The 24,978-nt window shown below is 68.1% G+C and carries 17 protein-coding genes; 8 read left to right on the top strand and 9 right to left on the bottom strand.

From position 1 onward, the window contains the following. Positions 1-6 precede the first annotated feature (6 nt). Both NI25_RS33095 and NI25_RS33090 read left to right on the top strand, forming a co-directional pair. Complete coding sequence (locus tag NI25_RS33095; protein WP_061445976.1) at positions 7-669, top strand: response regulator transcription factor; 663 nt, start codon at positions 7-9, stop codon at positions 667-669. 100 nt (positions 670-769) lie between these two features. Next, positions 770-1,924, top strand: a complete 1,155-nt coding sequence (locus tag NI25_RS33090; RefSeq protein ID WP_061445975.1) for an ROK family protein — start codon at positions 770-772, stop codon at positions 1,922-1,924. A 334-nt stretch (positions 1,925-2,258) separates the two neighbouring features. On the opposite strand, the gene NI25_RS33085 is transcribed toward NI25_RS33090, so the two are convergent. Both NI25_RS33085 and NI25_RS33080 read right to left on the bottom strand, forming a co-directional pair. After that, the gene (locus NI25_RS33085) at positions 2,259-3,020 is read right to left on the bottom strand and encodes a GntR family transcriptional regulator (protein WP_061445974.1); all 762 of its coding nucleotides are present in this window, start codon (positions 3,018-3,020) and stop codon (positions 2,259-2,261) included. A 178-nt stretch (positions 3,021-3,198) separates the two neighbouring features. Then, entirely contained in the window at positions 3,199-4,095 is an 897-nt protein-coding gene (locus tag NI25_RS33080; protein WP_061445973.1) for an RNA polymerase sigma-70 factor, read from the bottom strand. Positions 4,096-4,278: 183 nt separating this feature from the next. Here NI25_RS33080 and NI25_RS39325 point away from each other — a divergent pair, with 183 nt between their 5' ends. Next, positions 4,279-4,527 carry a hypothetical protein gene (locus NI25_RS39325; RefSeq protein WP_148315170.1) on the top strand — a complete coding sequence of 83 codons (249 nt, stop codon included), beginning with the start codon at positions 4,279-4,281 and terminating at the stop codon, positions 4,525-4,527. Positions 4,528-4,831: 304 nt separating this feature from the next. Next, on the top strand, positions 4,832-5,203 hold the full coding sequence (locus NI25_RS33070; protein ID WP_061445971.1) for a hypothetical protein: 372 nt from the start codon (positions 4,832-4,834) through the stop codon (positions 5,201-5,203). Positions 5,204-5,912: 709 nt separating this feature from the next. Here the strand turns inward: NI25_RS33070 and drmC are convergent. The 7 genes from drmC to NI25_RS38075 form a co-directional block, all read right to left on the bottom strand. Continuing rightward, positions 5,913-6,791 carry a DISARM system phospholipase D-like protein DrmC gene (drmC, locus tag NI25_RS33065; RefSeq protein WP_061445970.1) on the bottom strand — a complete coding sequence of 293 codons (879 nt, stop codon included), beginning with the start codon at positions 6,789-6,791 and terminating at the stop codon, positions 5,913-5,915. Next, positions 6,788-8,659, bottom strand: coding sequence for a DUF1998 domain-containing protein (drmB, locus tag NI25_RS33060; RefSeq protein ID WP_061445969.1), 1,872 nt, complete (start codon positions 8,657-8,659; stop codon positions 6,788-6,790). The genes drmC and drmB overlap by 4 nt, the downstream gene beginning before the upstream one ends. Beyond that, entirely contained in the window at positions 8,656-12,183 is a 3,528-nt protein-coding gene (drmA, locus tag NI25_RS33055; protein WP_199561062.1) for a DISARM system helicase DrmA, read from the bottom strand. Before drmA ends, drmB begins: the two co-directional genes overlap by 4 nt. A 67-nt stretch (positions 12,184-12,250) precedes the next feature. Continuing rightward, entirely contained in the window at positions 12,251-16,327 is a 4,077-nt protein-coding gene (locus NI25_RS33050) for an Eco57I restriction-modification methylase domain-containing protein (protein ID WP_061445967.1), read from the bottom strand. After that, on the bottom strand, positions 16,327-19,620 hold the full coding sequence (drmD, locus tag NI25_RS33045; protein ID WP_233520862.1) for a DISARM system SNF2-like helicase DrmD: 3,294 nt from the start codon (positions 19,618-19,620) through the stop codon (positions 16,327-16,329). Before drmD ends, NI25_RS33050 begins: the two co-directional genes overlap by 1 nt. Positions 19,621-19,963: 343 nt before the next feature. Continuing rightward, positions 19,964-20,461, bottom strand: a complete 498-nt coding sequence (locus NI25_RS33040) for a hypothetical protein (protein ID WP_061445966.1) — start codon at positions 20,459-20,461, stop codon at positions 19,964-19,966. 444 nt (positions 20,462-20,905) lie between these two features. Then, positions 20,906-21,139 (bottom strand): helix-turn-helix domain-containing protein, encoded by a 234-nt coding sequence (locus NI25_RS38075; RefSeq protein WP_078884921.1) that lies wholly within the window; start codon positions 21,137-21,139, stop codon positions 20,906-20,908. Between the two features lie 182 nt (positions 21,140-21,321). Here NI25_RS38075 and NI25_RS33030 point away from each other — a divergent pair, with 182 nt between their 5' ends. The 4 genes from NI25_RS33030 (at position 21,322) to NI25_RS33015 (ending at position 24,769) form a co-directional block, all read left to right on the top strand. Further along, complete coding sequence (locus NI25_RS33030) at positions 21,322-21,639, top strand: transposase (protein ID WP_078884791.1); 318 nt, start codon at positions 21,322-21,324, stop codon at positions 21,637-21,639. A gap of 554 nt (positions 21,640-22,193) precedes the next feature. Then, positions 22,194-23,018 (top strand): hypothetical protein, encoded by an 825-nt coding sequence (locus NI25_RS33025; RefSeq protein ID WP_061445963.1) that lies wholly within the window; start codon positions 22,194-22,196, stop codon positions 23,016-23,018. Positions 23,019-23,062: 44 nt separating this feature from the next. Beyond that, positions 23,063-23,560: a DUF6420 family protein gene (locus NI25_RS33020; RefSeq protein ID WP_061447195.1), complete on the top strand. Its 498-nt coding sequence runs from the start codon at positions 23,063-23,065 to the stop codon at positions 23,558-23,560. Positions 23,561-23,674: 114 nt separating this feature from the next. Further along, positions 23,675-24,769, top strand: coding sequence for a hypothetical protein (locus NI25_RS33015; RefSeq protein WP_061445962.1), 1,095 nt, complete (start codon positions 23,675-23,677; stop codon positions 24,767-24,769). Positions 24,770-24,978 lie beyond the last annotated feature (209 nt).

The following is a 24,978-nucleotide window of genomic DNA, read 5'->3' as shown; positions in this document are numbered from 1 at the left end:
GGCCGGATGCCGGTCAGAGTGCTCCTCGTCGATGACGAACCCCTGGTGCGCGCCGGTCTGCGGGCCGTGCTGGAGGCGCAGCCGGACATCGAGGTGGTCGGGGAGGCGGCCGACGGTGCGGCGGTCATTCCGCTGGTGCGGCAGGTACGGCCGGACGTGGTCGCCATGGACGTCCGGATGCCGTTGCTGGACGGCATCGAGGCCACGCGCGCGCTGCTGCGGACGGTGGCCCGGCCGCCGAAGATCCTCGTGGTGACGACCTTCGAGAACGACGAGTACGTGTACGAGGCGCTGCGCGCGGGCGCCGACGGGTTCCTGCTCAAGCGCGCCCGCCCGGCCGAGATCGTGCACGCGGTGCGGCTGATCGCCGAAGGCGAGTCCCTGCTGTTCCCCGCCTCGGTGCGGCAGCTGGCCGCCGAGTACGGCGACGGGGGCGGCAACCGGGCGGCCCGCGCGGCGTTGGAGCGGGCCCGGCTGACCGAGCGGGAGGGCGAGGTGCTGCGCCTGATGACGCGGGGGCTGTCGAACGCCGAGATCGCCGCGCGGCTGGTCGTCGGCACCGAGACGGTGAAGTCGCATGTGAGCGCCGTACTGGCGAAGCTGGGGGCGCGGGACCGCACCCAGGCGGTGATCACGGCGTACGAGTCGGGGTTCGTGGCACCGGGTTGAGGAACCGTCGCGGGCCGGGAAGCGGCGGACCGGAGCTCGCCGGGGGTCGGCGGGCCGAGTACCATCCGGCCAACACGCGCACTAGCTGGGAGGACGGACCTTGGCAGGCCTGACCGGCGGGGATCCGTCGCTGTTGCGGCGGATCAACTCCGCCGTGGTACTGCACGCGTTGCGTGCGACGGACTCCGCGACGCTGACCGAGATCACCCGGGTGACGGGACTCTCCCGGCCGACCGTCGAAGGCGTCGTGGAGGGGCTCATCGAGGCCGGCCTCGTCGTCGAGGCCGCCGCCGACGGGAGCACGGCCCGGCGACAGGGCCGTCCCGCGCGGCGGTTCCGGTTCCGGGCGGAGGCCGGGCATCTGCTGGGCCTGGAGATCGGTCCGCACCGCGTCGCCGCGCTCCTGTCCGACCTGGACGGCCGGGTGATCGGCGCCCAGGCGAAGGACGTGGACGAGAACGCGTCGGCCGACGAGCGCCTGGAGCGGCTGCGCACGGCCGTCGCGGAGCTGCTGCGCCGGGCCGGTGTGGCGCGCGGTTCGCTGCGAGCGGTCGGCGCGGCCACGCCCGGCATCGTCGAGGCGGACGGCACGGTGCGCCTGGGCACGGCGCTGCCCGGGTGGACGGGTCTCGGGCTGGGTGAGCGGCTGAGCCGTTCCTTCAAGTGCCCGGTGCTGGTCGAGAACGACGCGAACGCGGCGGCGGTCGCCGAGCACTGGAAGGGCTCCGCCACCGAGTGCGAGGACATGGTGTTCGTGCTGGCCGGGCTCAGTCCGGGGGCCGGTGCGCTGATCGGCGGGCGGTTGCACCGGGGGTACGGCGGGGCGGCCGGGGAGATCGGCGCGTTGCACCTGCTGGGCCGGGACGTGACGCCGGAGACGCTGCTGTCGACCACGGACCAGCCGCTGCACCCGCTGGACGAGCAGGCCGTCGCCAAGGTCTTCGCGCAGGCGCGGGAGGGCGACGAGCGGGCCCGCGCGGCCGTCGAGCGTTTCATCCAGCGGCTGGTGCACGACGTGGCGGCGCTGGCGCTGGCGCTCGATCCCGAGATGGTCGTCATCGGCGGCTGGGCGGCCGGGCTGGACGGCGTGCTGGAGCCGTTGCGCCGGGAGCTGGCCCGCTACTGCCTGCGCCCGCCCCGGGTGGCCCTGTCGCTGCTCGGCGAGGCCGCCGTGGCCACGGGCGCGCTGCGGCTGGCCCTCGACCATGTGGAGGAGCAACTCTTCGCGGTCGAGGGCGCGACGGCCCGCCGCTGACCCCGGCGACGGTCGTACGGCCTGGTGGCCCCGGGGCGGTCGGGGCCCGCCCCGGCCGTCCCGGGCCACCACACCCGGCGAGGCGCGGGCACCCGTGCGGCCGCCGTCGGGGACGGGCCCGGTGGGCGTGAGCCCGGGAGATGTGGTGACACGCGCCGGCAGCCGCCCGGCACCGGCCACGGGCGGTGGCCCGTCAGGGCCCGCTCACACCGGCCGGCGCGAACACACGCGCCGGAGCGCCGACGCCGTCAGCCGGTGAGCACCGCACCCGGCACGCGCACACCCCGGCCCGCTCGGGGCGAGGCCCGCGGCGGCAGGCCGTGGGGCGCGGTGGTCAGGAGGCCTGGGTCTGGGGGCTGTGGTGGATTTCCACGTCGCCGGAGTCGCCGAACGTCAGCCGGCAGGTGTCCGCGCGGTAGGTGGCGACGGAGAGCGCGGCGGTGCGGCCCTCGGCGAGGTAGCGGGTGGTGACCAAGAGGACGGGCGCGCCCGGGAGGCGGTCCAGCTCCTTCGCGTCGTCCGCGCCGGCCGAGCCCAGCTCGACGGCGCTCTCCCGTCCCTCCAGTGCCCCGCGCTGCAGTTCGCGCAGCACGGCACGCGCGCGTGCGGCGCCCGAGGGGGCGTCGATGGCGGGCAGACCGGGCACCGAGGACGCCGGGACGTACAGCAGTTCGGCGGCGACGGGCCTGCCGTGGCTGACGCGGGAGCGGCGGACGATGTGCACGGGCTCGTCGCGGCCCGTCTCCAAAGCGTCGGCCACGGCCGCGGGAGGTGCCGCGAGGGCGCAGTCGGCCGGTTGCCAGGCGTCGTCGGCCGTGCCGGGCCAGGCGTGCTCCCGGGTGCCGACGGCCACGCCGACGCGCGGCGGGGCCACGGTCGTACCGACGCCGCGCCGGCGCTGGAGCCTGCCCTCCAGCTCGAGCTGCTCCAGGGCCTGGCGCAGGGTCGCGCGGGCGACGCCGAAGCGGGCGGCGAGATCGCGTTCGTTCGGCAGGATCTCACCCACCTCGAACTCCGAGTCCAGGGCCTCGCTGAGCACGGTCCTGAGGTGCCAGTACTTGGGCTCCGGCACCGATTCCAACTGCGTGGTCCCCACCCTGTCCTCCGCAATCGCCGTGGTCCGGCGGCGTTTTGACGCCCTTGTTTATTAAAGGTTGTTGCAGTTCTCTGCGACCATAAAACGCCCCACCCCCTTGGTCAAGACCAATCCCGCGAACCGGACGGCCCCGGCTCCCGTCGGAGAACGGGGCCGGGGCCGCGAGGGGGCGGAGGGGCTACGCAGGTCGGACGACGTCGGCCAAGGACACCAGTTTGTCCGGGTTGCGGATGATGTACACCGCCTGGATGCGCCCGTCGGCGACGTCCACCTGGACGACGGAGTCGGGCTTGCCGCCGGAGCGGACCAGAACGGCGGGGCCGCCGTTGAGCTCCAGGAAGTCGAAGGACGCGTCGGGTACGCCCTGCCGCGCGACACCGAGCAGGAAGCGACCCACCTTGTCGGAACTCTCCAGCACGCGCAGCGGCGCCTTGGCCCGGCCCCCGCTGTCGCCCACCAGCCGGACGTCCGGCGCGAGCGTGGCCAGCAGGCCGTCCAGGTCGCCGTCGGCCGCGGCGGCGAGGAAGCGCTCGGTGAGGTCTCGGCGCTGGACCGGGTCCACGTCGTAGCGGGGCCGCCGCTCGTCGACGTGCTTGCGGGCGCGTCCGGCGAGCTGGCGCACCGCGGCCTCGCCGCGCTCCAGCATGGCGGCGATCTCCGCGTACGGGTAACCGAACGCCTCCCTGAGGACGAACACCGCCCGCTCCAGCGGGGACAGGGACTCGAGGACGACGAGGACGGCGAGGGAGACCGAGTCGGCGAGGACGGCCCGCTCGGCGGCGTCCGGCACGGCGTCCCCGAAGTCGGTGACACAGGGCTCCGGCAGCCACGGGCCGACGTAGGTCTCGCCGCGCGACTTGACCTGCCGCAGCCGGTCGATGGCGAGTCGGGTGGTGATGCGCACCAGGTAGCCGCGGGGTTCGCGCACGGCGGCCCGGTCGGCGCCGGACCAGCGCAGCCACGCCTCCTGGACCACGTCCTCCGCGTCCGCCAGGCGACCCAGCATGCGGTAGGCGACGCCCAGGAGGACGGGCCGGTGCTCTTCGAAGACGTCGGTCGCGGTGTCGGTGCTCACCACTCCATCCCAGCGGACGCGTCCCGCTGTAGGTTCCGATCTGAGATGTCGTCGGGCGTCGCACTGACCTGCGCCTTCGTGTGACTGTCCAGGCGGTTTGTCGGTGGATTCGTCCAGCCGATCTGTCAGATTCCTCAGGCGTACCGGGACACCGACGGAAGCCGCTGGTCAGGAGCTACGCCGGTGCTCCCGAAGATCGTTTCCCAAACCGTGCCGCCGATTTCCCCACGCCCCGGGACGGCGCTGGAAGCCCAGCTCGCGCCGATCACGGGCGCAGGCATTACCGCCCGCGCCGAGAAGATGCGGGCCGACGGCACCGCCTCGATCTGGTTCAGCGACCGGTTCTGCCCGCCCTGGCTCGGCACCGTCCCCTCCATACGCGTGGCCCGGCCGGACAGGGAAGCACCTAGCCGTCGCCCAGGGGCCTGGTGAAGTTCGACGGGCGCGGCTGGAAACCGGTCAGGGCCTGCAGTCAGCCCCGCGCATCCCGTCAACGACAACGTCCTTACGGCGGTCAGTCGCCTCTCAGATCTCCCTCGCAGAACCAGCCGGTCCTGAGAGGCCTTCTGCGACGGGCAACCTGGGCCAACGCGTCGGTCGTGCAGCACTCAGGACGTCTCTCAACTGGTCATTTGCAGAACCGGCGGCGACCGCCTCTTCGGCTCTAAGAAACAGCTGCGGGCATAGCTGTCTAGAGCGTATGATCGCGGCCGTGAGTACCAGAAGAAATGTGTGCATGGAGATCACGGAGACCACGCACAACCAGGTGGCACTGCTGGCGCTGGCCTGGGGGGTCTCTGAGAGCGAGGCAGTGCAGAGGCTGGTGGAGCACTTCCAGCGCTCTTCCACTCCCAAGAAGAGCGATCAGAGGGGGATGATCGATGTTTACGCCCTGTACGAAGGGGTGCGGATCGAGGGGCTGTACGATCCGGCGACGGAAAGTGTGACCGTGACGAACGGGCCGGCACAGGGGCGGTACAAGTCCCCGAGTGGCGCAGCCGCTGCGGTGCTGCGCGCGCAGAACCCCAAGGTGAGTGCGAGCCGGAACGGCTGGTCGTTTTGGATCATCGCGGAGACCGGCAGCCGGTTGCAGACCATCCGCCACTGAGCCGCGCTGGGTGCCGCACGGCACTAACCAGGGCCGTGCGTTGCACGCTGCGGCGGCGGATTCCTCGGGAGTCTCGTTATCAAAACGAGATCAGAAAATCGCGGGTCGTCAAGTTGGTGGGAGCTCGTCAAGGTTGACGCATGACGGGTCGTCAACTTCCCTAAGCAGGGCACTGATCGCTCCTCGTGGGGAAGTCCCCTGCCTGAGCCCCCAGGAGTCCCTGATGACAGGCAAACAAAGGACCCCTCCGGCACATGGCCTGAGAAACCGTGCCGAGGGGGCCCTCTGTCGATTCCCTTTGCCGCTCTGCAACGGATTGGAGAACCACAGTGCATGCTAATCCCATGTCTCATGGGGATGTCGAACCCCCGGGACGCTGGCAGCGGACGATCAAGTGGCAGCGCCGCCAGATCAAGGTCATGAGCAGGCGATTCTTGCTCGGAGCTGCCTATGGCGCCGGGTCGGGGTGCGTGAGTCTAATCATCTTTTGGGCTCAGCGCCGTCTTTGAAAGCGACGGCCCCGGCGGGGGCCCGCACGGGCCCCCGCCGGCCTCACTGTCATCCAAGATCGATCTCACCGAGAACCGCTGTATCGATGTTCCCCAAGGTCGCACTTCCTCGAAGGTCAGCCCGGTGGTCTCCTTCCACCAGCGTCAGGCCCGGACCGGGCAGAGGTGGGCGCGTGAGCCGTAGGGCACCTGATCGTGGTTCAGGTACGTCCGACGCTCTCGTCTACTCCGTTTCCTTGGGAGGGTATCCACGGCAATCGGACAAGCGAGCTGCTTTCTGAGTGCATCAGGGTGGTGAAGTGATCGACGAGCTTGCCGACGGCGATCGGGTCGCGGATGACGGCACCGACCTCCAGGTTGTCGTTGTACGCGTTGTCGGTGAGGTTCGCGCTGCCGAGCAGGACGGTGCTTCGGTCAGCGGCGATGACCTTGGCGTGCATGCTGCCGCGTCGGCCGCCAGAGCCGCGCCGCTCGGCGTTCGCCCATTGCCATAAGTGCACGTCCGGGTGGAAGCGCAGTGCATGGAATGCGATACGCCCGTCGGTCTCTCCGTGCAGCCTGCCGCCAGCGGAGCGCGCGGTCTCCAGGACCAGGTTCACGCTGACGCCACGGTCTGCGGCCTCTGTGATCTCGTTGACGATCTCCTGTATGCCGAATGCGGCGTAGCTGGTAACCAGGAGCGTGCGGGTCGCCGCCCGTATGACCTCGACTGCCGCGGATGCGGTGAGCCTGAGCGGCACGGTACCGCTCAGCGGGCCGGAGACGACGATGTCGACATGGTGGGAGGCGAGGTCCTGCTCGTAGCGGCAGATGGCAGCTTCGAGGGCCAGGGCCAGAGCGGGCCCCGGCAGTTGCGGATCGGTGGATCTCCAGGCGGACAGCAACAGAGCGGCGCGCGACCCGAGTCCCGCGCCGGGATGCGCGGCGATGAGACGGGACTCTGTCTGATCGTCGGGAACGGCGATGGTGCGCAAGACCCCAATCCAGGCTGCGAGATGGGTCTTGGGGAGGCTGGCGACGAGCCCGGAAATCACTTCGGGAAGGGAGGACGCGGCCTGGCCGGCATCGTGGCCGGTCATGGCGTGAAGAACCCGCCTGGCCGGCCGCTGAACGTCTCGACGAGCAGTTCGCGGTCCAGGAAATGGTTGCCTCGTTCGCAGGACGTTTCCGCGGCGAACAGGCAGGCGTGGCAGGCTGCGCCGTGCAGGCGGCCGTGGGCGACCGGGTTGTGGTCGGCACACAAGGGGTCCGAGCCGCACAGCCGCGCGGCCTCGAGCGCTTGGTCGATCAGAGCGCCGAGTCGGCGCTGCCCGCCGAGGGTGACCAGGCCTCCGAGGGTGCCCTCGCTGTCGGGGGCCGCAGTGTAGAGCAGGATCCCGGCCATCGGGTCGTTGCCGGAGCGTGCGTAGATACGTTCGCCGATGCCGGAGGCGCCGTAGCCGCACTCCAGGGCGAACTCGCGGATCAGGACGTGGGCGAAGGTGTGCAGCAGCAGGTAGCGGATGCCCGGCCACTCCGCGGCGGTCCGGCGCTGGGCGCACCACTTCCGGTGTGCGGCTCTCAGGATGCCGGCGCGTCGGATGACGTCCGGGTTCTGTTCCCAGGTGGCGACCCGTTGTTCGTCGAAGCGAAGGAATATCCCCTCGCCGCGGGTCTCCGCACATGGCACCCAGCTCGGCGCGGAGCTGGTCAGCGGTGCGCGGTTCTCCTCCTGCACCGGTCCGCCACTGGTCGCGGATCCCCATTCCGGTGCGTCGATCCGGCTGAACCCGTACAGGGCGGATACCTCTCGGAGCCGCTTGACGAGCCGCACCTGGCTGAGCCAATTGCGGTGGGTGGGCGGTACGGGTTCGTCGCTGACGCTGAAATCGGGGTGGCTCTGGGGACGGCCGGTGAAGGCGAGCCATTCCGGGCCGGCAATGTCCAGTGCGTCCACGTCCTCGACGGCGCCGGACTGCATTTCGTCGCGGTGGCGGGCGATCGCGTTCAGTACCTCGTCCGCGCCGAAGCGCTCGAGTTGCGGCCACATCACCTGGGTGGGCAGGACCAGGCGGGCGGTCTCGCGTGGCAGGTCCGCCACCACCTGCAGCCCAGGCCAGTGTTCGGCGACCGCGCTGTCCACCGGGTTCTCGGCGTGCGGCAGGGAGAAGACCCGCAGCTGCATCGCGAACCAGCCGTTCGTGGCGCCCAGCGCCATGGTCCGGGTCTGCTCGGTACAGGGCTCGAAGGTCCCCAGGTGCGGGTGCCGGCCCCGGCAGGCCGGCAGGACGAGCTCGCTGCGGGTACCAATGGCCTCGGCCATGGAGCGGGCCTTCACCTCACAGGAGCATTCGACGAAGATGTTCGCCGCCTCACCGGTGGTGCCGCGCTCGACCAGCTTCAGCGTGTGATCCGACCCGTGCGGCGCGCCGCGGTGGACGAAGTACATCCACGGGAAGTCGTCGAGATGCCCGGCCGGGCAGGCCGAGACGAACCTGGCCGGTACCGCGGTAGGCCGCCTGCGTCCGCTCTCGCGGCAGGAGTGGACGTAGCGGGTCTGGTCGGGAGCGAAGCTGTTCGGCAGCAGATGGAAGAGCCCGGAGTCAGCCGGTGCGAGCCGGTTGCAGCGATTGTCGGTGCACCGCAGCCAGCCCGGGAACACCGCGACCGGAACGCCGATCCGCGACCAGGCGCCGCTGAAGTCGTTCGGGTCCTCCGGCGTGTACGGCGGCATCCGCAGGTTCTGGACCTGGTTGCCGAGCTTGCTGCGCACCGCCGCGAGTAGCCGTTCCTCGGGAACGATCGCGGCCTGCTCCAACGCCCACTCGTCGAGTCCAAGGATCATCACCGAGAGGTTCGGCAGGTCCGCGACCGCGCCCACTCCATAGGTGTGCAGCAGCTGGCTGGGCCGCAACTCCCCGACCCGCAGGTCGTCCGCCGGTCGTGATCCGCTCGCGGTGCTGGTCATGAGAGGTCCCCTTGCTGCCTGACGCCATCAATGTCCGGGGTCGTACGTGGGAGGAAGGGGTGTTTCTCATGGTCGTCGATACTGCCCGGTGCAGCTCGCAGGACCAGACGGATACCCGGCTCGACCTCGCGCAACGAGGTCGGGCAGGTTGTCGGACCCCAAGGGCCGGCGTCCGGGCTGCGGAGCAGTCCCACGATGTCGTCGGCCTTGCCTTTGGCGTCGAAAGCAAGCCGGGTCGCCGGGCGTCGCTGCTCGCGCGCCCACAGATCCAGGATGCTGTCGAGTTCTTCACGTACCCGAGCTGCAACGGTGCGATCGGTGGAGATCTCGCCCGCGCGGCGTTCGAGGTAGCGGACGATGTGGTCGGCCTTGCTGCTGTGCGTGTCGAAGGTCTGTGCGCCGAGGTTGCCGTTGTCGCCGGCGTCCAGGTTGCGGGCCAGCGCCACCAGTACACCGGCCAGGCCGCGGTCTATGGCGCGCTCGGCGAACGGGGTTACCGAGAGGGCCTCGACGTGCCGGTACACGGTGGCGTGGAAGTGCTCGAAGGTCTCGTAGTGGGACAGGTCGCGTGGGCGGGCCCAGTTGAACACGGTGAAGACGAGGCCCGGGGTGGCACGGCCGACGCGGCTGGTCGCCTGGATGTACTCGGCGGTGGACTTGGGTTGGTTGGCCACGACCATGACGCCGAGGCGGGAGACATCGACGCCGACGGCGATCATGCTGGTGGCCAGGAGCACGTCGATGGGCGTCAGCTTGTTCACCTTGGGGAAGGTGTACTCCAGTTGATCGAGGATGTCCTTGATCTTCTCCGAGGTCAGACGTGAGGTGAGTTCCTCGAGTCGCAAGTCGTAGCGCCGGGACAGGCCGCGCTCGTTGACGCGTTCCAGTCGGGTGGAGACATCATCCTCCACGGAGAGACGCATGCCGCCCAGGTCGCGCAGGCTGTTGAAGTAGCCGACCAGCGTCATGTACGGATCGGTCACCGGGTTGCTTCCGTACTTCTTGTGCACGGTCTGAGCGGCGGCGAGCACGGCGACGTACACGCGGATCATCGTGGACTTTGTGCGCACCCCCTGCGCGCAGATCCCGATGTAGCGGCGTCCTGGATGCGAGTCGGCAGGCCGCTGACGGGCGAAGAAGCTGTCGCCGATCTCCAGGCCCTGTGGCGGGAAGACCTCGGTGCGCCGGTCGAACAGGGCGTGGATCTGCCGCTCCGCGCGGCGGACTGTGGCCGTCGAGGCGATCACCTTGGGTCGCACCGTCTTGCCCGGTGCGTACTCCCAGGTGGCCAACCGGTCCACGGCGGCCTCGTACAGGCCGGTCAGTGATCCCAGGGGGCCTGAAATCAGGTGCAACTCGTCCTGGACGATGAGATCCGGCGGACGCACCTGTGCGGCTGCGGTGAGCGCCGCGGCCCGGTAGCGGCCCTCCGCGATGTGGCTGCCGGCCTCCCAGCTCTCCTCCGCTATCTGTGCCGTGACATACCCGTGGCGTGAGCAGTGTCGTGACGCCCGCCCGAACAAGGCCTGGGTGCGCCCGTTCCAGGCCAGCTGCGCGAACTTGTCGACGGTCGCAATGACCAGGCTCGGCAGGACCCGGTAGATCTCCTCGTCGACCACGACGACCGGTAGGCCCTCCCCGTTCGGGTCCCAGCCGCCGAACGGGCAGGAGAACAGCTCCGGACAGCGCAGGTAGGTGCGGCGAAGAGTCATGTCGACCTCGACGTCGCGTCCCTTCTCGATCTTCGTGCCGCACCACGGGCAGCTGGTGAGCTGGTAGGGCGAGCCCGAGTCCCGATTGGGCCGCCCACTTGCCTTCCGTACGTCCTTGACCCATTTATCGGCATGGTCGGTCGTGTTCGGAGAGACCTTTCCGCCGACCCACAACCCGATCCGAAACGGCTCCGTGCCCCACCGCGTCTCGTCCGCCCGGCGCAGGACCTCGCAAGCGCAGATCAGCGCCGTGGCGCGCTGGAACTGCTGGATCGTCAGCAGCCGAAGGGTGTAGCGCATGAGGACCGCGACCCCGTGACGCGCGTCGAGACCGCCAAGATCCGGTCGAAGCCTGCGGATGGCCAGAGTGTAGGCAGTCAGGCCGAGGTATGCCTCGGTCTTGCCGCCACCGGTGGGGAACCACAGCAGGTCCGCCACCGCCTCGGCCCCCGTGGCACGCTCCGGGTGCGCCGGATCCGTCAGCGCAGGCAGGTTCAGCAGCAGGAACGCGAGCTGGAACGGGCGCCAAGACCGGTGGACCGGCTGGTCCTCCTGGAGGAACACCCCCTCGACATCGCGGGATGGGTCACGGCGCCGGGCCGCGGCGACCCGGGTGTGGATGCGCTGCAGGTGCATCGCACTGTTGGCGAACCGGAACGCGGTCAAAGCGTCGTCGTTCTCGAGCACCAGCTCGATCCCCGCTTCGATCCGATCCGCTGCACGTTTCGCGTCTCTCAGCGCCTCACCTGCCTGGGTCCGGTACTCGTCAAGGTGCTGGCCCTCCTGCCCGACCCGCCCTTCGGACCGCCCGATCCATGCCCGGTAGCCGGCCACCAGCGGCATCAGTCCCGCGCGCAGCTTTTGTCTTTCGCACGTGGCCAGCACCTTCATGTCGACCAGCAGATCGGCCAACTCCGGCAAGTCCGGGTCACTGTGTGCTGACGGGGCGTCGGTCTGCGCGATGTCATACTGCGGTGCGGCCTTCGTTCGAATCGCGACCGCCGTCATCGGATCGGTGTCACTTGCCGTCGCGCGTACGCCGGTGGCGTGTCCCACCGCGAATTCCGGACTGAACCGGTACGCCATCGCCAGACGTCGCTGCTCGGCTCGGTCGGCGCTGTCGCCGCCGGAGCCGGGCTCGTGCCGGGGAAGGAATACCGCCGCGCCCTCAGCCCCGGTCGCCGAGAGTTCGGCCTGGAAGGCCCAGTGCAGCGCGGAGTTGGAATCGGTCTCGGTTGTGTTGACTAGGAACAGCGTTACCAGCCAGTCGTCCTCGAAGCGACGTACCCGTCCACGCAACACCATCTTCTCGTCCTCGCTGTCGAGAACGAGCGGCTCCACGGCACCCTCGACCAGCTTGACCGGGACGCTGCCGGTGTGCGGCTCACGCCGCCAGATCAGCTTCTCGACGCTCGGATCCGTCGAGCGCGCGCGGACATAGCGTGCCCATTCACCGGTCACCTCCAAGCGGTCCGCGTCACCGCGTACCCGCGCGGTGAACCCGATCGAAGACGGGCTCAGGCTCGGCACGTTCGGCGCATCCGCGTCTGGTGCCCCCTCGTCCGCGCCGGCCAGCCTGCTGTCGCCGAGTGGGGCGTCCAGCTCCTCCGGAAAGATCGTGGTGCCGTTCGGTGCGAGCCGCCCGAGCACATACCAATCCGTCGGAGCGTCCGCGACCTCCTCCATCTCGCTGCCCACCGGCCCGAGTAGGTCCCGCACCACCAGCTCGGCCAGCTCGTCCCGGATCTCACCAGGGGACGGGACAGCCAGGATCGGACCGCTCGGCGGCGTCGTCGGCAACATGTCGCTCATGGGTCACCACGATAGGGCGCGACGCTGACAAGGCAGACGGATCGCTGCCAAGCAGCAGGTGGCTCCGCTACCAGAGCACGTCCCCGGGAGCATGGGGCGGTTTGCGGGCCGCGGCCTTCCTGGGTTTGGCCGAACCCTTCTTGCTGTGGAGGCCGCGGCGGACCTCGTCCTCGTAGAGGGCATGGTTGAGTTCGAGCAGGCGGTCGTTCATTTCGATCTGAACATCAGGATCGACAGTCCAGCGCAGGCCGTGGACAGTCTCGTGGAAGTCGTGGTTCAGCGCGAGCGGCGTCCAGCCGAACTGTGCGGCGAAAGGGTGCGCGAGGTAGGACTCGGCCACGGCTTCGTCGATCTCGACGTGGATCTCGCGTAGCCGCTGGATGTCGGTGTCGTGGTTGGCCGGGTTATGGACCTCGTTGTAGAGATCGGTCATGCCGAGCTGCGGCGTCCGCGACAGCTGGACATGGCGACGGTAGGTGTCCAGCTCCTCACCTGCGGCACGGATTCGCTGAGTGAGCTTCGGCTGGGGAAAAGTGTCGAATCCATCGGAGGGGGTGTAGCGAAGCCGCGTCTCCAGCGTCGACTCGCCCTTGACGGTCCACCAGTTGAAATGCCAGGTGCTGGTCAGGAGCGCGAGCTGCCCGTGCTGGTCAGCATCACAGAAGACAACCAGCGAGTCGGAATAGACCTGTTTGTTGGGGACCAAGCATGGCATTCCATACTTACTATGACGACCGATCACGAGCACCACAGGGAAGTTAGCGATCGCCGCACGCAGCTCCGGGCGCCGCCGATGGTGCTGCCACCAGCGTGGAGCATTGGCCGCTCCGGATGAATGCACCGGACGAACACGACCCTCCAACAGTTCGAACACTTCTCGGAAGGTCCGAGCTTCATCGATAGTCATGCCATCGAAGTCGATTGCCCATTTGGATGCGCGATATCTGGGATCACTGTTCACCTCATCGTTGATGAGATAAGGAAATACTACCTTCCTGTTTCTATCGTCGGCGGCAAACAGGGCCTGAGCTTGCGCTTTATCGATTACAAATGACGAGCGAACCTGGTATCCATTGGGAGCTTGGCCAGCGTGGGCGGCTAGTGGGCGAGGTGCCCCAGATACTCGTGATGGCTTAGTCAAACTTGAACTAATTCCTTGTGTTTGAGCACCATCGAGTATGGCCTGTTCGCCACCGCCAGTATTGCCGAGCCAAATTAGTGAGACGAAAACGCTCGCCTCGCCAGGCCAGCGCCGGGATTTGACTGCACGGAAGATTTTCCTGTCATAGGTGATTGCCCTGACGAGGCCAACCTGCCGCGAATCGCCTTGCGCGATCGTATTCACGACGATGAGCCCAGTGCGCCGGTTCAAGGCCAGTTGCAAGTTACGCAACAGGAAGTACGTACACAAGTCGGCGCGGCCGCCAGCAGTAAAGCCGTCAGAGATGACCTGGCCGATGTAGCTGAGGCTGTCCTTTCCGATGCGGCTACTGATCTCGGTACCGCCGATGAATGGCGGGTTCCCCACTACTGCATCGAACCAGTGGTCGCCTCGAAGCGGGTCAGCGATGATCTCGGGAAATTCAAGCGGCCAATGCAGCGGACGCAGGGGTGCGGTGCGCGGTCCGCCAGCGGGACCGAGGAGCCAGCCGTCGACAATGGCACGGGCCTCGGCCTCCGCGTCACTGTCGTCCAGCAGTGCCCGCTCAACAAGGTCTGCAATAGAGGCGAGGCGGTCGCCGTAGGCGTCGTCGGACTTGGTCATCGCGGTTGACAGCTTCGCTGCCACCACGGCGTCCGCCGCGAGCCGCAGCCGTTCGGTCAACGACTCAGCCTCGGCGAGCTTCGCCGCCTTGTCCCGCGCATCGCGGATGTCGAAGACCTCGTGTTCCTCGATGTCGCGGCGCAGTTCCGCGGCCCTCGACAGTAGCGGGCCGATGACCTTGTCGATCTCGTCGGTGAGGCGGATCTTCATCCGGCCTTCGCTGGGCATGAGGTGGAAGGCCTCGATCTGGTCCACCGTGAGGCAGCCGATGAGGGAGTCGCCGCAGCGCAGGGCGTGGTCGACGAAGTTGAAGGGTCGGCCCTTGGCGAGGGTGACCAGCCACAGCGAGAGCTTGGCGAGTTCCACCGCCATCTCGTCTTTGTCGACGCCGTACAGGCAGCGGTCGGCGACCATGCGGCGGGCTTCGAGGAGCAGGGCGTCGCGGTCCTCGAGCTGTTCGCCTAGGCGTGCGGCAACCGTTTCCGGCACTCCGTCGCGGTCCCATGCTTCGACGACGCGTTCGGACAGGTACCGGCACGCCGAAACCAGGAACGCTCCGGAGCCCATCGCGGGGTCGAGGATCTTGAGCGCCAGGAGTTCCGAGGCCGGCCGTACTCGCCACTCGGCCGGTTGGATGCCGTCGGCAGGGCGCGGGATGCCGTCTGGAGAGCCGGGTGAGAAGCAGAGCGGGTCGAGGGTATGGAGCACGATCTCTTCGGCGAGGGCTCGCGGGGTGTAGTGCGTGCCGGAGTCGCGCCGGTCGCCGACCTGGGTGACGATGACCGTCCCGACGGGGTGGACGACCGGCTCGTCACGCAGGTCGCGGCGCAGCAGGCCGAAGAACGGCCTGACGCGGGCGGCGAGTTCGGGGTCATTGTCGCAGGCCGCGTCGAGCTGGCCGATCTCTTCCCCGGTCGGTTCGGTGGCCAGTGCGGTGGTGAACTGCTTGTCTGTCAGTCCGGCGAGCTTGGTTACCTCAGCCTGGAGGCGTCTGGTGGCGTGCCAGGTTTCGAGGTCGGCGAGCTTGGCGGTGCTACCGGACTTGCCCTTGAGTCCGAGGTGTGTCTCGTCGAGGCGGACGGCGGAGTATTCGAGGAGGCCTTCGTAGACATGGCCGATCTGTTCGACGTCGAGGCCCTTGTAGGAGAGGCGCTCCGGTGGCGCGCTCTTGCCGGTCGTGGTGGTGCGCTTGAGCATGATCAGCGCTTCGAGCATGGCGAAGACGACGCGGTCGCTGACCTTCAGCCGTTCCAGCCACGGGAACCTGCTCGGGTCGAACAGTGATCCGCCGTACGCGGGGATCCACATGTCCGGGTGGCGGGCGCCGCCGTGGATGGCCCGGAAGGTGGCGAGCAGGGTGGGCCAGGCGGCCCACTCACGGTCCGCAATGGTGGCGTCGTCCTGGTCGAGGCGCTCGTAGAGCTTGGTGACCGAGTAGGACTCCGCGTACAACTCATCGTCGGCGGGCAGCAGCGCCTGCTCCTCTGCGTAGAGGAGGAAGACGACGCGCATCATGACTGTCAGGGCGGCACGGTAGACGGTGCGGGGGGCGACGTCCGCCAGCGCCCTGCCGCCGGCCTCGCGGTCGCGGCGGGAGAGCTCGGCAATGAGGAGTTCCACGGCCGCGCGGACCTGCCGGCCGAGAGTCTTGGTGACGGCAGTGGTGTCCTGGGCGGTGCGGGTGAACAGGGCGCCCAGGGAGTCTGTGTCCTTGCCGTCGCGGTCCTTCGGAGCGATCGCGGCGCAGCGGGCTCCCAACAGGGAGACGAAGGCGCGAAGCAGCAATGGCTCTTCGGACCAGAGGTCGGCGTCGAAGACGGCGACGGACGTCGGCGTCGAGGGTCGTGCATGGACCAGGGCCCACAGGCGCCCGTTGGTGAGCAGCGCGAGGGGGACGGCACGCCGTCGGCACAGTTCGGCAGCCTGCTCAACCAGTGACGGCAGGCCCTTTCGGGCGCGGGTGAGGGATTCGCCCCAGGGACGGCGGTAGATCAGGGCGCGTTCGGCTGCGCCGGGCAGGCCACTGGTCGGGTCGGCCGGGCCCATCAGTAGCGCGTCGGGGAGGGTGCCGGAGCCTTCGGCGAGTTCGCGTGGCAGCATCGAGCCCTGGCGCAGCGCTTGCCCGCGGTAGTCGAGCAGTTCCTCCAGGACGAGGTTCTGCCAGGCGGAGCACAGGGTTTCCGGCGCGGCTTGGAGCTCGGCCCACGCCTGCCGGAGGCGGGCCCGGAGCGCGGTTTCGACGACGCCGAGGCCCTGCGGGAATGCCTCGGCGAGGATCTTCGCGCTGATGAAGGGGCCGTCCGCACGCAGTAGGTTGAGCCACTCGCCGTGCTGCTCGATCGGGGTCTGCTGCTTGAGTTTCGGGGTGCGTGCTGGCATCAGCGGCCTGCCTGGTGTGCGGTAGCGCTTACGGTCAAGGAAGCGGGGACGAGGAAGGTGACCGCGACGGGGAAGCGGCGGGCGACCGGGTCGGCGTAGCGGTGGCGCAGGGCAGCGGCCTCCGAGTCGCGCTGTGCGGGGATGGCCGCGCGGCGTGCCTCCAGTTCCGTGTGGTCCTTCTTGAGTTGCTCGCGTTCCGGGTCGGCGGTGAGTAGAGAGATCTGCTGCCACTGCGGGCTGGAGTCCAGGGATTCGCGGATGTTGCGTTCCAGTTCGGTCAGCACCGTCTGCATTGCCTTGACGTCTTCTTCGCAGCGCTTGGCCAGGACCTTGCGCTGTTTGCGTACGATCTTGTTGGACTCGACCGCCAGTGCCTTGCCGAGCGGTGCCTCCAGCGCCCCCCACAGTCCGGCGAGCCGGTCGAGGAGCTCGGGCGGCGGTGCGTCCTGCGACGCGGCGGCGAGCCAGCGCTCCAGGACGTCGGAGTCCTTCTCCACGGCCAGCTTGCCGTGCTCGATCAGTCCACCGGCCAGGGCGATCTGCTCGTGCAGGCGCACGCCGCGGTCTCCGGTGATCACGACACGGCCGTGTGCGATCACCGCCGGGCTGCGCAGCAGGTCACTGGGGACGACGCGGGCGGTGACCCGGGTCAGGTGGTCGCCGTGCTCGCCCTGGGACCACAGTTCGGCGCGCAGCAGGCGCAGGCACAGGTCGACCAGGGGATGGTTCAGGTGCAGCAGCACGACGTCGGTGCGGCCAGCGTAGTCCTGGTCGAAGGTTACCGGGCGCTCCTTGCCGCTCACCGGGTGCCGCAGGCCGTTGTTGCGGGCCTGCGCCCAATCTCCCTTGAGTTCGGGGAGTCTGAAGCAGCGCGCGGCAACCTTCTTGGGCGACGGCATGTCGATCAAGTCCTTGTTGTGGGCCAGCCGCAGCGCGGTGCGCACTACCCGCTCGATCGTCTGCGGGCTCAGGTTCAGCTCGGTGCGGGTCCGGGTAAGCTGGTCCTGGGCCTGCTGCAGGTCGTGCGCCAGATTCCGTTCGATCTTCAGTACGGCCTTGCCGGCTCGGCGTTGGATCTCCCGGTCGGTGGTCTGCCAGCTGGAGCGCCTGCCGAGCATCTTCTGCTCGACCTGGCTGGCGATCACGTCTCCGGCGCTGCCGAGGTCGGTGCGGATCTGTTCGACCTTGCGGACCGCGACGCCGAGGAACGCCATCGCGTCCTCCAGGGTGCCTTCGGTGAATCCGGTGTCCTCCTCGCGCTGCCGATCCCAGCCCTGGGGGACGAAGTGCACGATCTCGACCTTCGCGGCGGTCTGTCCGTGCCGGTCCACTCGGCCGTTGCGCTGCTCGAGGCGGTTGGGGTTCCACGGGATTTCCCAGTGCAGTACGCGATGGCAGTGGTTCTGCAGGTTTATGCCCTCGCTCGCAGAGTCGGTAGCGAGCAGGATGCGCACCGGGTCGACATCCAGGTCGTCCTGGAAGACGTTCTTGACGCGCTCGCGTTCGTCAAGGTCCTGGCCGCCGTAGAGCTGGGCGATGGCCTCGTGGGGGATCCCGGCGCTGATCAGCCGTTCGTACAGCCAGCGCTGCGTGTCGCGGTACTCGGTGAACACGATGACCCGCTCGCCGTCCCAGCGGCCCTTCACACCATCGGCACCCGTCTCGTTCCGCTGCACGTTCTTGCGCAGCCAGCCGAGGAACGCGGTGAACTTGCCGTCGGCCTTGTCCGAGTTGCGCAGCCCCCAGTCGCGCAGCTCCTCCAGGAGGGTCTTCTCAGCAGGGGACAGCGGCGGGACGAACCGGCGGGCGGTGGTGAGGGCCTCCCGCGCGGCCTCCTCGAAGGCGGTGTCGTCCTCCGCCGTCTCGTCCAGCTGCTCGATCATCTTGACCAGGATCTTCTCCGACGTCGTGTGCGCGCCGGAGTCACCATCCCGCTCGGGCTCGTCCTGCCGCTCCCGGGCCAGCATCGTCTGCAGATGGGCCTCCACCGTGTTGGCGAAGGCCTTTGGGCTGGATAGGAAGCGGCGCTTGAGGAGCGTAACGACAAAGTCTGCGGCGCGGCTCGGAGCTATGCCTGCCAGCGCCAACTGCCCGTTGACCGCCTCTCGACGGGACTGCGCGTACTGATCGAGCTTCGCGTAGGCATCGCGGGTGGCGGCGTCGTAGGCGACTTCCAGGGGATGGTCGAGGTCGCGCTCCGGGAAACGCGGGCTGCCGTCCCACTTCGGCGGCAGGTCCCGCTTCAGCCTGCGCACCATCACCTGGGCCTTGGCCTCCTCCGAGGGCTTGAGCGTGCGGGCGAAGCGGTGGCTGTCGAGCAGTGCCAGCAGTGCAGTGAAGGATTCCAGGTAGCCGTTGTGCGGGGTGGCTGAGAGGAACAGCCGGTGCTCGGTGTGCGGGGCCAGAGTCTTGATCGCGTTCGTGCGCTGAGAGTCGACCGCGTACCTCCCCGAGCCCGAGGGCGCGCAGGTGTGCACCTCGTCGACCACGAGCAGATCAAAGGTTCGCGGGTACTGGGGCACCGGCGGCAGAATCGAGCGCAGCAGCGCCAGCGGCCGCTCGCGCTTGAGCCAGTCGATCGAGACGATCAAGCGCGGATAGTGCGTCCACGGGTTCGCGTACAGGCCGCGTGACCTTCGCAGCTCCTTCAGCAGTTCCGCGTCCACGATCTTGAAGGCGAGACCGAACTTGTCCCGCATCTCATCGCGCCATTGCAGGGTGAGTGACGCAGGGCACACGATCAGCATCGTCCGGGCCCGGTGTCGCAGCTTCAACTCCTGCATCACCAGACCGGCTTCGATGGTCTTGCCAAGGCCGACGTCGTCCGCGATCAGCAAGTTCGTACGCGGCATCTGCAGCGCCCGCACCACTGGGTCGAGCTGGTAGTCCTCCGGCTTGACCCCGGAACGAAAGGGCGCCTGCAACAGCGTCTTGTCCGCCGTCGCCACCGCACCCCAGTGCACCGCGTCCAGAAAGGCGTCCAGCTTCGCCGGATCGTCGAACCCTGCAGCCGGAGAGGGCAGGGCGTGCTGCTCACGAGCCGTGGCACCGGGCTCCAGCTCCCACAGGACGCGAAGCTCCTCGTCGCCGGCGTCACCATCCACGGACACCAGAGAGACCAGGTGCTGGGCTTCGGCGAGTAGTGGGCTGCCCGGCTGCTCGACTGCGATCGAGGAACGTTCCACCGCCGTGGCCACCCATTGACGGTTGCGTACGGTGACCAGCTGCCCTACGGCCGGCACCGCAGCATCGTGCGTGAACACGTCCGCTTCGTCACGCTCTTCGACACCCACCCGCGCCAACTCTCCACTCCTGGATCACCTACCGCCCCTAGTGCATCCTGCCACGAGTCTGAGGGCTGCCCCAGATCCTGGGAGACGGTGAACAGCAACAGCTCGGAAAGCCAAGCGGTTTCCCATGATCTTGAGCAGCAGAAACCTGCGTGCATGGACAAAGCGGCCTACAAGGTGCCCAGGTAGTCCCCCGGTCGTTGACGGTGGTCAGGAGTCGCTGGTGATGGTGCGCCTCGGTGCGGCGGTGACCAACCGGACCCAGCGCGCCGCCAGGTCCGCTGGTGCCTGCTCACGGGTCCTGCAGCGCGGGCCGGGGTGGGTGCCGAGGTAGCCGGTCCAGCCGTTACGCCCGGAGCGGGAGGCCGTCGCTGTAGATCGACTCCATGGAGCCGATCACGGTGTCGCCGCTCCGCAGGATCCAACGGTGGTTGGGCCCGGTGTTCCGGGTGGCGCACCAATTCCGCGGCGTCGACGACAGCGCGGACCTAGCGAGCCTCTGCGGCCGCGGTTCGATCCCCCTGGGCGTGGCCGTTACCGGTGGATCATCACGGCGGTACGCGTCGCAGGCCAGGCGGCCCCGGTACTCCGCACCGAATCGCCACGTGACGCTCCCGGGCCAGTGACGGCAGCCGCCGTCCCACTCCTCTTCGGAGTTCTGCGTCGGGTTCTCCGCCAGGTACCCGATGAGGCGGTACGCGTACGTGTCGTCCTCCGGCGGAGGCCCTTTGAGCAGACTGAGGACTGTGGTGTGCGCGCACCCGATGGCACGGCCCAGTTTCGCCGATCCCGGCTTGCCTGCTTCCTCGTAGAGCTTGTGCAGCCACGTCAGGTAGTCGAGCACTGGTCCGGCCGGCCAGTGGACCTGTCCCCAAAGCGTCTTGTAGCGCGCTGTGCATTCTTGGAGTACAGCGTAGTGACTTGGAAGTCTGGTCCCTCGCCGCTGGGATGCTCAACTCAGCTTCAAAACAAAGGAGGTGAGGAGCATGAAGCTGGGAAAGGAGTGGTGGCGGACCGTCCGGTACGCCATCATGGAGGAGTGCCGGACTACCGCCTGATCAGCATCCTTGTGGTGGTGGGCGCCATCACGTTGGCACTGGTCGTGATTGGCAGCGGTGCCAGTGTCACCGTGACGATCGGCTGAGGCATGGTGCCGTGGGCGGGCACGACCTCGGTATCCAGTAGCAGGACAGCACATCGCGGGGCCCCGATCGAGACGGCCGGGACCTTCGCAATGCCTGGGGCCGCCGGCACGCTGCTACCGCCGGGAATTTTTGAGTCTTTGGCCTCAATCTTGCGCCGGGCTTCCAGCCTCCGGGAATGTCCCTTGCTCGACATCGAAGACGGCCAGTAGACGAGAAGGTTGGACGTGCAGGCCGCGAGCAAGATTGATCAGGGTCGTCAAGCTTGGATTGCGCTGGCCGTGCTCGATATAGACCACTCCGCGGAAGCTCAGGTCGCTATGAGCTGCCAGCTCCTCCAAGGTCATGCCGCGATCCTCGCGAATGCGCCGGAGGTGCATTCCGAACGCGTGGAGCACAGGGTCGGGCAGAGACGGAGACACGACACCGACTTGATCACTCGCGCCTCTTTGACCACCATGAACAGCTGTGCATAATTCTTCCAGTAGCGTGTGGAGACAGATCAGTAGGCTGCAGTCCGTGGCAGAAGTCCGGCCGTGCCGAACGGCTTGGAGGTAACGACGTGCCCGCTCAGCGCAGGTATCCGCCCGAGGTCATGGAACGTGCGGTGCGCATGGTGCTCGACATCCGCGCACAGGACCCGGACCGTGTTGGCGTGGTCGGTGCCGTCGGCGATCTCATGAAGATTCACCCTGAGGTACTGCGGCATTGGGTCAAGAAGGCCGAGGCGAGCCGTCGTGAGCCCACGGCCCAGGTTCCAGGGGACGATCGGCTGCGCGAGCTGGAGCGCGAAATCCGGGACCTGCGCCGTGCCAATGCAGTTCTTAGGGCCGCCACGCTGATGTTCGCCTCAGAGCTGGAGCTTGCCCAGACCCGCTGATGATTCCGGGCTTCCACGGTCAGGCCGGGCTGTCCTACCGCCGGGCCGAAGCGCGCGCCGCCGCCGAGTGCATGGAGGCCACAGGACAGATGTGAAGTCGAACATGTCCTCCACACGACTGAAGGACCAGTAGGGGCCCCGCAGGATGAGCATCTCGGGCCAGGTGACGATCTCGCACCAGCCCCAGGACGCCTTGGGGAAGTGAAGGCGCAAGTGCCGGTAGACCCCGTCATCCTTGAGTACGGTCATCGTCGCATCCTCACGATCGGCGGCGAAGCGTTTCCTGGCCTCGCGCATGGTGCCTCATCTCGTCGTACGGGTCCCTCACACCCATCCCAGCTCCCTCTCTGTATCCCGCCCCCGCCGGCCGGGGCGGCAAACACAACGACCCGCCCCACGACGGCGGATGCGCCGCTCCTTACGGAGAGTCGGACGATGCCCTTGTCGCGGACTCGTGTCCTTCGGCGCGGAGCTGGGCGACGCCGGGGAAAACCGCGGTGATGCGGCAGCCGACCCGGCAGAATCAGGTGATCGACACGCCCTTTGGGGGAGCAATGCAGGAACTCCGCTTCGACGACGACATCCGGTTCACCGCAGAGGTCAGCAGCGACCAGACATGGCTGAAGCGCGCACTGGGAGCCCACGAGTTGAGCGTCCAGGTCGCCGTCGGGGTGTCGCCCTTCACCGATGCAGGGAAGATCCTCGATCTGGAGGCGGACCTGTTCGGTTTTGAGGCGACGGGCCAGCGCTCCCGGCTCACCCGGACCACGGCGAACCTGGCCTACACCCCGACGGTGATCGTCCACCGCGTGAACCTGTCGTTTTCGCTGACGTCGCTTCAGGTCCACGCGATCGAGGAGGGCCGCGCTGGCGACGTACGGTTCGAGATCGACCTCAATGCGACCTTGCCGCAGGCGTCCGGCTACCCGGGGAGTGCCCAGGACACGGCGCACATCACCATCGCCAAGAGCCGGTGGGAACAGCAGCTCGCGCAGCTGGGGCCGTCCGCGGCGTTCGAGATGGCCGTGCCGTACCCGCTCGGCGACCCGGAGCGCGACGAGGTCGGCCGCACACTGCGGGAGGCGCAGCGGCTGCTGACCATCGGCGAGGTCCTGGCGTCCATCTTGCAGGTCAGGCGGGCGCTGGAGTGGGTCCGGGAGAACGTCACCTGGGACAACCCCGGGTCGAAGAAGCTCGGCAACCAGTGCAACCAGAGCGAGCGATGGTGGCGGATCCAGGACGCCCTGTACAGCCAGACCTGCGGCGCCCTGCACAACGACGTGGTCACCAAGACGTTCAAGTACAACCGGGCCGAGGCGGAGACGCTCCTGGCGATGACCGCCGCACTGCTGCGGAACGTGCCCGTCACCAGCGCGTGATGAGGCGGCCCGGTGCCCGCTCCGCGACCGAAAACGAGGACCGCATGGCAATCGAGCACAACGGCAGTGCAGGCCCCTACTTCGAGTACGACGGACTGCCCGCCCAGCACGTGGTGGACAAGGATCTGCCGCTGATCCATCCGTACGGCCCGGTGACGCCGGGCCGCTACCTCACGCCCGGCGGCGGACGGCTCACCATCCGCCCGGCCGAGATGCGCGCCCACGTCCGGATCACGCTGGACCACCTGGGCTGTCCCGCGCAGTTCACCGACGAGAAGAATGCCGCCTTCAAACGGCTCGCCCTGGCCGCCGAGGGCTACTGCGTGCAGGCCCGGTGCCGACACAGCGCCGCGTACGCGGACGGGGTGTTCCGCATCTTCGAGGTGCGCAACGAGAGCATCGCACTCGCCACGTTCGTGCGCGCCGCGCTTGCGGTCGAGCTGGGGGACTTCACCCTTGCGGACCGACTCGTGCAGGAGGCCGAAGCGCTGGCCGGGCCTGTCCGCCGGGAGGGTGAGGGGGAGCAGGTCAGCGGCGGCTAGACGCCCGATGTCCGCCTGCCGCAGCGGTACCGGCGGGCCCATGAAAGCGGGAGGTGCGGCGCCACGGGGGGAAGCGCCGCACCTGCGACCAGCGTAGCGATCTGGAGGGGAATCATGGTGCTGAAACGGGGCAGGAAAGGTGAGCTGGGGATCGAGGTTCTGCCCTTGATCGAGCTGGCCTTGGGTGAACCACCGGACGGCCAGACATCTGCACTCCTGCGGGACCGGCACCCGGAGACCATCGCGGCTATCAGCCGCGCACTGCGTGAGTCGCTGGACAACATTTCCCGGCTGCAGGGGCACCAGACGCAGTACGCCTTTGAGGCGGTGACTGTGGCGCTGGGTGCGATCCGCCTCATCAAGACCGAGGATGTGGGCCTGTACTACTTCGATGATGCCCAGGGCAAGCTGCTGCCGCCCGACTTCAGGATCGTACTGCGTGACGGCTCTGTGCTCTTGGTCGAGGTCAAGACGGTAGCGCCTGGCATGGAGGGGAAGGTCAAAGTACGGGCCGATGACATGGTCGCCGCACAGGCCTACGCCCGTATGACGGGCGGGCGCCTGCTCTACGCCCACTTCTGGGCCAGGCCCAAGCTGTGGACCCTTGTCGATCCCTCCAGGTTCGAGAAGGCGGGAGCGCAGCGGCGCCTTTCAATCTCATCTGCCATGAGGGGCAACGAGATGGCCCTCCTCGGTGACGCGACGCTCGCGGGGCGGTGGCCACTGACCATCTCCGTACTCTTCGACCCCGAGCAGGAGCAGCCGGCGACCGGACCAGACGCGCAGGAGGGTGAGCGTCAGGTCGCGGTCACCGGCCTCGAGTTGACTATCGAGGGACAGGTCATCACCGATCCCGTGGAGCAAAAACTGGCTTGGTTTCTCGCCCAATACGCCGGATGGGTGCCAGAAGAAGCAACCCACACCGACGGTGACGGCCGCATCGTCAGACTGGACTACAACCTTGCCCCTGACGGCGATGAGGAAGCCTTCGCTGCCTACACCCGGCAGGGTTTCGCCTTCTTTGGAGCGCTCAGTAGCCTCTACACACGGCGTTTTCTTATGTCCACGACCACCGAGAACGGTGACATCACCGCTCTCCGCCGGGAACCCAGCCCGGCATTGATGACTCAGCTTGTCCCCAACGACTACTGGGACCAGGGGCAGGAGCGCGTCCTCCGCCTTTGGCGATTCCGCCTGCAGCCATCCTGACCCGACAGTCAGAAAGCACGAGAACCATACTTGCCCCACGCGGCTGCGGCATTCAGGATTCCAGGACTACCAGCGCGATCACCGGACTGTCGTTCAGCGGCCAAGACTTCTGCGAGTTCCAGTGGCACTTCGGTCCAAAGCAGCCGCAGATCGTGACGGGCGGCGGGGGCCAACGGCCCACCCGTCGGGCCACCACCCAGGAATGCGCG

Source organism: Streptomyces sp. CCM_MD2014 (assembly GCF_000772045.1).
GTDB lineage: Bacteria > Actinomycetota > Actinomycetes > Streptomycetales > Streptomycetaceae > Streptomyces > Streptomyces salinarius.
Note: the sequence above shows the minus strand (reverse complement) of the source record. Positions and strands in the feature narration are given on the sequence as shown.

Bases quoted from the DNA above. Each gene is read 5' to 3' on its own strand.
- NI25_RS33070 (WP_061445971.1), top strand. From the start codon at position 4,832: ATGGAGATCACGGAGACCACGCACAACCAGGTGGCACTGCTGGCGCTG.
- NI25_RS33095 (WP_061445976.1), top strand. From the start codon at position 7: ATGCCGGTCAGAGTGCTCCTCGTCGATGACGAACCCCTGGTGCGCGCC.
- NI25_RS33020 (WP_061447195.1), top strand. From the start codon at position 23,063: ATGGCAATCGAGCACAACGGCAGTGCAGGCCCCTACTTCGAGTACGAC.
- drmB (WP_061445969.1), bottom strand. From the start codon at position 8,659: ATGACCAGCACCGCGAGCGGATCACGACCGGCGGACGACCTGCGGGTC.
- NI25_RS38075 (WP_078884921.1), bottom strand. From the start codon at position 21,139: ATGCACCTCCGGCGCATTCGCGAGGATCGCGGCATGACCTTGGAGGAG.
- NI25_RS33050 (WP_061445967.1), bottom strand. From the start codon at position 16,327: ATGCCAGCACGCACCCCGAAACTCAAGCAGCAGACCCCGATCGAGCAG.
- drmC (WP_061445970.1), bottom strand. From the start codon at position 6,791: ATGACCGGCCACGATGCCGGCCAGGCCGCGTCCTCCCTTCCCGAAGTG.
- NI25_RS33025 (WP_061445963.1), top strand. From the start codon at position 22,194: ATGCAGGAACTCCGCTTCGACGACGACATCCGGTTCACCGCAGAGGTC.
- NI25_RS33015 (WP_061445962.1), top strand. From the start codon at position 23,675: ATGGTGCTGAAACGGGGCAGGAAAGGTGAGCTGGGGATCGAGGTTCTG.
- drmA (WP_199561062.1), bottom strand. From the start codon at position 12,183: ATGAGCGACATGTTGCCGACGACGCCGCCGAGCGGTCCGATCCTGGCT.